Origin of the sequence: Halomicrobium katesii DSM 19301 (assembly GCF_000379085.1) — an archaeon.
Taxonomy (GTDB): domain Archaea; phylum Halobacteriota; class Halobacteria; order Halobacteriales; family Haloarculaceae; genus Halomicrobium; species Halomicrobium katesii.
On sequence record NZ_KB905378.1, the window covers coordinates 1,507,423 to 1,510,226 of the forward strand.

A 2,804-nucleotide genomic window follows, 5' to 3' on the forward strand; every position below is an offset into this window, starting at 1 on the left:
GACGAGTACCAGTCGGGCGAGATCAACAACACCGATCTCGTCGACCCGTACGTGCTGTCGAACGAGTTCAGTGCTGGTGACGAGTACCAGTCGTGGACGGCTGCCCAGTTGACGCTGCTGGGTACGAACTCCCCCGAAGCCATGTCGAACATGGGCGAGTTCAACGTCACGACCGCTGGCGGCACCACGCACACTGGTATCCTCATGTCGCAGACGAACCCGGACAGTGGCCTGTTCGAGGTCAACACGACCCACGACACGGCCAACATCACCGGCCCGCAGTTCGTGGTCACGGCTGATCGACTCGTCGAACTCGACGGCGAGTTCACGATCGACTCGATCGAGAACACTGACGGCAAAAGCCGACAGAACGCGACGATCGAGAAGACTACGTACGAGGAAGCCGACGTGAATGTGACAGCGCTGATTGAGGGCTACGAACAGCTCCAAGAGCAGCGCGCCGAGTGGGAAGCTCGCGAGCAGAACATGCGCGGCGGCGCTGGCGGCTTCGCGTTCGGCAACAGTACCAGCCTTGGGATCCTCGCCGCCCTCGCTGGTGGTCTCCTCCTCCTGAACAACCGCGACGAGGGAGGTCCGTACTAATGGTCTACTGGCTGGTGCTGAAAGCGATCCCGATGAAACCCGTCGCCGCGATCGCGCTGCTTGGGTTCGGCCTCGAGGCTATGGGCGTCCCCGTGATCGGCCCAGCCGTAGATCTCGTTTCGCCACTCGTCGACGACGCAATCGGCTGGATAAAGTCGCAACTAACTGCCTTGTGGCAGTTCTGGTAACACCATTCCCCTACCCGGTTTCAGACATGAATCACAACGTCGTTAGCATCGCATTCGTCCTGCTCGTCTGTAGTACAGTCCTGGCTGGCGTCTCGATCGGTCAACAGACCGCCGGCAACACAGCAACTCTAGCGGGTCCCTCCAGTCCTGATGGCGGTCCATCGAACTACGAACTCGTGATCGACGAGAACGTCGGCGTCGTCGACTACAGCGTCGAGGACGGCGTGTTCGTCATCGAGTTCTATTCGGACGAGTTCAAGTCTGTCACCCTCTCGGCAGCTCCGGACACAAGCAGTCACTCCGGCTCGATCTCGTTCCGGTCCGTCGTCGTCGAGGCCGACACCATGACGACCGTCCGCATCACTGCCTCGTCCGCTGTCTCGATGTGGACTGACGACAGTCTCGAACGAGAACAGGCGTACTACATCCGCAAGCAATCGGGCTTCCTGATCTCTGGTCCGTGGACTGGTTCGGACGTTCGTGACGCTGCTCTCGGTGGCGCTCTCGGCGTTGTCATCGCCGTCCTATACGAAGCAGTCGCCGCCAAGGTCGGCACCACCGAACGGGGTGAGCGCGTCGCATGAGTGATCCTGAACCGGAACAAGAACAGCCCGACGACACACCCGAGAACCCGAGTCGATCCCGCTGGTTCCGCGCGTTCCGCTGGTTGACCGAGAACCTGACGCTGCTCGCGTCGGGTCTTGGTCTCGGTGTGTTTATCCTGGCGTCGGTCATCGGCTACGAACTCCCGCGCAACCTCCGGATCATCGGCGTTACAGCCATCATCATCGTCCCGATCGTCGGACGACCGACCGGCAAGAAGGTTCGATCGCTCCTGTGGGAACCGACGTACGTCTGGCTCGTCGACGTCGACGCTCGCTACACGAAAGGCGGGATCTTCCGCATTCCCGGCGAGCGATTCAGCGAGTGGACGATCACCGAGGGCCAACTTGACTGGGTGAATCCCGATCTCGCCTTCGGCAAGCAGGTCGATCTCGACGAGCAGACCGTCGAGGGCACCTGGCGCGGTACCATGTCCGACCGCGAGCTGATGAAAACGCTCCAGGCCGTTGAGGAGTGTCGCGGCCAGCTCGAGGAAGACGCCAAACGTGGCTTCGCGATCGAAGCCCAGGCGTTCACGATCATCCGTAACGCCACCCGGAAGGCCGTGCTTCGGATCGTCTCGACGTTCGAACGCGGGACCCTTCCAGACGAAGGAGAGGGGTTGACCGACGAGATCGACAACGCGATCGAGCAGTTCGGCCTCGAGCGGAAGATTCGCGAGACTGAAGAGGACTCGCAGGAGTCCGAAACCCCCGGCGTTCGGATCGATTTCGACCAGGACCTTGCTGATCTCGCCGGAGCTGGGAACGGAGGTGCGCCTGCTGATGACTGAAAGTGTCGACGAACACCTGTTGACGGCGGCGAAGCTCTACGAGCAGGTCCGTGGCGATCTCGACGGCGACGATCGTCTCCTTCCGCACACCGGGATCGTCGACGATACCCAGGATCGAGCGGCACTGTCGTTCCTCGAAACTTCGTTCCGAGAAGCCGACGAACTCCCAGTCTCGTCGAGGACGTTCGAAGGTACGTCGCTCGGCCAAGTGCTCGCCTCGAAACAGATCACTGGGACTGCCACCGAAGCCGTCGCCCAGGGCAACGGCTCGATCATGTCCCACATCGTCGGCGTCACCGAACAGGATCTCGATGCGTCCGCGCTGCGGCTCCCCATGATGCTGCTCGAACAGATCGAGAACAACGGTGCTCCGGCGTTCATCACCGCTGCCGGAAACCCGAACACTGGCAAGACCAACACGGCGATCCTACTGATTCAACTCCGTGCGCTCGATCTCGACAATCTCCTCGTCCTCTCGAACGTTCGTACCTGGGAACAGACCGATCGCTCATCCCGATACATTGTAACACAGCAGTTTCTTGAACCAGTCGTCCGGTGAGTTGAGTTTCAGTGCGAGAAATCCGAGGTATTTTTGGAGATGATGCTTCGAGATGCCT

Annotated in this window: 5 protein-coding genes and 1 pseudogene; 5 read left to right on the forward strand and 1 reads right to left on the reverse strand. The window is 60.6% G+C overall.

The window, feature by feature from the left end:
• The 5 genes from HALKA_RS0108065 to HALKA_RS19390 form a co-directional block, all read left to right on the forward strand.
• A partial coding sequence (locus tag HALKA_RS0108065; RefSeq protein WP_018257501.1) for an Env/VP5 family phage fusion protein occupies nucleotides 1-603 on the forward strand: 603 nt, incomplete at its 5' end.
• A complete protein-coding gene (locus HALKA_RS0108070) occupies nucleotides 603-791 on the forward strand; it encodes a hypothetical protein (protein ID WP_018257502.1) in 189 nt (62 codons plus the stop codon). The genes HALKA_RS0108065 and HALKA_RS0108070, both read left to right, overlap by 1 nt.
• A gap of 26 nt (nucleotides 792-817) precedes the next feature.
• Nucleotides 818-1,375 carry a DUF8063 family protein gene (locus HALKA_RS0108075; RefSeq protein WP_018257503.1) on the forward strand — a complete coding sequence of 186 codons (558 nt, stop codon included), beginning with the start codon at nucleotides 818-820 and terminating at the stop codon, nucleotides 1,373-1,375.
• Entirely contained in the window at nucleotides 1,372-2,187 is an 816-nt protein-coding gene (locus HALKA_RS0108080) for a DUF8125 domain-containing protein (RefSeq protein ID WP_018257504.1), read from the forward strand. The genes HALKA_RS0108075 and HALKA_RS0108080 overlap by 4 nt, the downstream gene beginning before the upstream one ends.
• On the forward strand, nucleotides 2,180-2,746 hold the full coding sequence (locus tag HALKA_RS19390) for a hypothetical protein (RefSeq protein ID WP_245545365.1): 567 nt from the start codon (nucleotides 2,180-2,182) through the stop codon (nucleotides 2,744-2,746). The genes HALKA_RS0108080 and HALKA_RS19390 overlap by 8 nt, the downstream gene beginning before the upstream one ends.
• On the opposite strand, the pseudogene HALKA_RS20900 reads toward HALKA_RS19390, so the two are convergent.
• Nucleotides 2,696-2,804, reverse strand: a pseudogene (locus tag HALKA_RS20900) (IS1595 family transposase); the annotation flags it as partial. The gene HALKA_RS19390 and the pseudogene HALKA_RS20900 overlap by 51 nt on opposite strands.